This window comes from Corynebacterium sp. S5S1, from assembly GCF_001913985.1.
Taxonomy (GTDB): Bacteria; Actinomycetota; Actinomycetes; order Mycobacteriales; family Mycobacteriaceae; genus Corynebacterium; species Corynebacterium marquesiae.
Map to the genome: position 1 here is coordinate 451 of NZ_MKXT01000084.1, position 3,913 is coordinate 4,363.

At 55.5% G+C, this 3,913-nt stretch carries 3 protein-coding genes; all 3 read right to left on the reverse strand.

The features are described 5' to 3' along the window. A partial coding sequence (locus tag BKN05_RS12765) for a DciA family protein (protein ID WP_049149930.1) occupies nt 1–696 on the reverse strand: 696 nt, incomplete at its 3' end. 2 nt (nt 697–698) lie between these two features. Then, nucleotides 699–1,928, reverse strand: a complete 1,230-nt coding sequence (gene recF / locus BKN05_RS12280; protein ID WP_286688761.1) for a DNA replication/repair protein RecF — start codon at nt 1,926–1,928, stop codon at nt 699–701. Next, complete coding sequence (dnaN, locus tag BKN05_RS12285) at nt 1,928–3,028, reverse strand: DNA polymerase III subunit beta (protein WP_286688762.1); 1,101 nt, start codon at nt 3,026–3,028, stop codon at nt 1,928–1,930. The genes recF and dnaN overlap by 1 nt, the downstream gene beginning before the upstream one ends. Nucleotides 3,029–3,913: the final 885 nt, after the last annotated feature.

A 3,913-nucleotide genomic window follows, 5' to 3' on the forward strand; every position in this document is an offset into this window, starting at 1 on the left:
ACCATAAGTATCGCGCGGTCCGCGGCCTTTCACGTGCAGCTTGCCCTTGCGCCAATTCGGAGCCTGCGGGCCGAAAATCTTCAGCTCCGTGATCACGTCTGGGCCAGCTTTCTCGCGGATCGAACGCAGAATCTCCCGCTGCATATACCGCAGGTTCGTCGCCCATGCGGTGGAATCACAGGTGATGAACAACGCCGTATCTTTCACCATCTCTACCTTGGTGTGCTGCGCGATCTTCTCGCCCACCAGCTGCTCCCAGTGCCCAGTCACCCACCCAGAGGCCAGGTTTTTCTCCCAACCGCGGGAGGTGATCTCCTTGTTCAGCACCGCGCCAGCCGACGGCAGGTTGAGTTGCCTGCGCGGACGCCTGCCATCGGGGCCGGACTGCCGGTATTTTCCCCAGTTCAATGTGCCGGGGGCGTGAGAAGTGCCGGGAGTATTAGTGCTGGGGCCGAATGGCGCAGTGGCTGCCGACAGACGTGAATTCCGAGCCCGGTGAGCTCGCGCTTGCCGACGACTACGCAAAAAACTTTGCGCCTCGGTCTGCGAGGTACCCAGTGGTGGCGCGGATCCGCGTTGTGCCGCGGCCTCGCGGAGTGCGGCGAAGGTGGCGTCGACAAGATCGCGCGGCTGAGAATCGGGCTGGTTTTTCTGGCTTTGCTGGTTTGGGGCTGGGCTCTCTTCCGGGATGCTCATCGTCATGCCCCACCAGCAGCATCGATGAACGACACTCGGGAATACTCACCGGATTCGGTGGTGGAATCGTGGACGCCGATGTGCACCACGGAATTGGGCTCCAACTCGTCGGGAATGTCTTCTTCTACCGCCGCGGTGATCAACACCTGCTCGACTGAACTCGCAAGCTGCACCAGGTGCCGACGGCGCTTCACATCGAGTTCAGCAAAGACATCATCCAAGATCAGAATCGGATCAGTGCCGGATTGCCGCAGAATCTCAAACTCCGACCAGCGCAACGCGATGGCATAAGACCAGGTCTCGCCATGCGAAGCAAAACCCTTTGCCGGGCTGGCCCCCAGCAGTGCCTCCATATCATCGCGATGCGGGCCGACGAGGCTAACGCCGCGTTCAATCTCCTTCTCGCGCACGTGCCCTAATGCCCCCAGCATTGCGGCTTCCACGAGTTCCACCTGCACGCGGCCCTGGTCATCGCGGTAATACGCGTCGGTGATGCGGCGGGGTGGCGTCGCTGCTGAGGTTCCAGAATCTGCGGAACTGCCGGAATAATTGGCCTCAGCCACGGTATCCAGCGTGGAGATATAGGCGACGTCCGCCGGGCGGGATTCCGGAGCAATAGCTGCATAGGCCGTGCGTACCTGCGTTTTCAGCTCGTCGACCAGCTCAATACGGGCAGCAATCAGCTGCGCGCCCACACCAGCCAAGCGATTATCCCAAGCATCAAGGGTGGACAACGCAGCAGCGGAATCGTCGTCACGATAGCCCCGCCGTAATGCAGCACTGGCGGATTTCAACAAGGCGTTGCGCTGGCGTAAGACTTTGTCATAATCGGCTTTCACGCCCGCGATCCGCGGGGTGCGGCTAGCGAGGATGCTGTCGAGATAACGACGCCGCTCCCCCGGTTCGCCGCGCAACAAAGCCAGGTCTTCCGGTGAAAACAGCACGGTTTTTGCCACGCCAAGCAGTTCGCGAGGCGATTTCAACCGAGTGCGGTTGATTTGCGCGCTATTACTTCCGCTGGCTTTAACCAGCAAATGCGCTGTGAGCTCACGGCCCTGGTTGATGATACTCGCCGAAATCCGGGCATTATCCTGGCCGATACGGATCAGCGGTGCATCGGTGGCCACCCGGTGAGATCCCAGGTGCGCAAGATAGCTGATGCCCGGCGCAAACCGCAGGGAGAATTCCGGCCAGGAGCGGAAATCACGAAGCTGCAGGTTCTGGAGATACATTACCCAGGCAAACGAACCGGCATCAGCAGGTAAGTGAACTCAGACTCTGGGCTTGGGAACTGCCCGTCCTCGTTAGCCTCCGGCATCTGCTCTGGCTGCGGCAACAAGATCGCCGGACGCGACGATTCCGTGAACCCGAAAAAGACTTTTTCGGTGCGCACGACGGACAAGCCGTCTTTCAGATAACCCGGGTTGAACGCGATGATGAGTTCGTCGCGGCCGGAGAACTCGCAGGGCACGGCTTCTTCCGCGTGGCCGGATTCTGCACCTTCTTGCAGTGGTGCGATATCAACACTAGCGACACAGCTGTGGGTTTTTGGCAACAGCGGTTCGATATTCGGGAATTCTGCATCCAACATGCGCGTGGTGGTCTCGCGGTTGTGCGAGTGCAAACCAAACAGGCCTTCGGTACCGACGTTGTCGCCAGCACCCACCGCGATCTGTACCGGCTGGTCCAGGCTGGTATCCAAACTCCGCGCATTTTCCTGCAGTGTCTTTGCTGGCACCAACAGTTTTGCCGAGACGTTCTCGCTAGCTGGATCCCAAGTCAACTGACGGATTGCCAAGCGGAAGCGGTCGGTGGCGGCAAGCTTGATATTCGAGCCATTAATTGCGAAATTTACGCCAGTGAGCATCGGCAAAGTGTCATCACGACCAGCGGCGGAAGCAACCTGCGTGACGGCGTCGGTAAACAGCGCGGGGTTCAAACTACCGGTTACCTGTGGCAACTCCGGCAACTGTGGGTAATCATCGAGCGGGATCAGCGGTAGTTCAAAGCGGGAAGAACCACAGCGCACTAAAGCGGTGGAATTGTCCACCTTTAGTTCAACCGGCTTATTAGCCAAGCTGGCCACGATATCTGCCAGCAATTTACCTGCCACCGCGATGGTGCCTTCGATTTCTACCTCTGCTGGAAGCTTGATCTTGGTCGATACTTCGTAATCAAAACCTGATAATTCCAAGCCGGATTCGTCGGCAGTAATCAGCATCGCGCGCAGGACAGGTTGGGTTGCCTTCGACGGCAGGTTTTTTGCTACCCAAGCGACAGCGTCTGCCAAGTCTTCTTTGGCAACACGGAACGATACTGCGGAGGAATCCATGGTGGTATCAAGCTCTCTTTACCGGTTGTCTTCGTACGACCCCAAGCTTAAAGCTGGGAATTGGTGTAGTTCACCCACGTCTCTACCAAACTACCCGAATATGGCAGCTAGCTAGTGATCGTAGCCCATGAATTTCGTGACCACCCAAACGAGTGTGTTTGAGCGAGGGAAGCTAGTCGACCCAAGAAATTCTTGTTATTTAGCGTTGCCTAATATCGGCGGGTGAATCACACGACTGTTACTTAGGGTCTACTAAATCAGTGGGTGGAATTACAGTGCTGTCATTTACGATCTCTGCTCAATGTCATTTGCCTGAGTTTTGGGGTGAGGTTTGGGTGGGAAACTAAAAATCCTCGTTCTTCCACACCCTCCTTTTCTTAATAGAAATCCAAGTTAAAAAGATAGTAATAGCAATAAGCTTTGTGAGATCTGTGAATAACAGGGAATCTAGTCTGCTCAGCGCTATTTTTTGGAGTGTGTGAATGGGTGTGCAGAATCTGTGGATAAATCGGTGTAATTGTGGATAACTCTCATGTAATTCCGGTTCTCCACAAGTTCATTGTATTTGTCCACAAGTCTTCCACTGCAACATTCACACTGGTCAGATTTTGTGCACACCTTGTTTTTGTGTAGCAGGTTACAAAAACACAGTGAATTACAACAGTGTAATTACACAGATGTGGAGAAACTTGTGGATAAAGAAAACCAGACACTCGAACTCGTTACTAACGTGTCAGTGCCTGGTTACTGGTGTGGTAGTTGCGGCTGGTTTAGGACACTCGGCCGCGGGTCTTAATGATCTGCGTCAGCTGTTGGATTTCGTCGTAAGTATTACGGTTTTCCGTCATTTCCTTGCGGATTTTCCGGTCGGCATACATCACCGTC

Coding starts and splice junctions, on each gene's coding strand:
- recF (WP_286688761.1), bottom strand. CDS start 1,928: ATGTATCTCCAGAACCTGCAGCTTCGTGATTTCCGCTCCTGGCCGGAA.
- dnaN (WP_286688762.1), bottom strand. CDS start 3,028: ATGGATTCCTCCGCAGTATCGTTCCGTGTTGCCAAAGAAGACTTGGCA.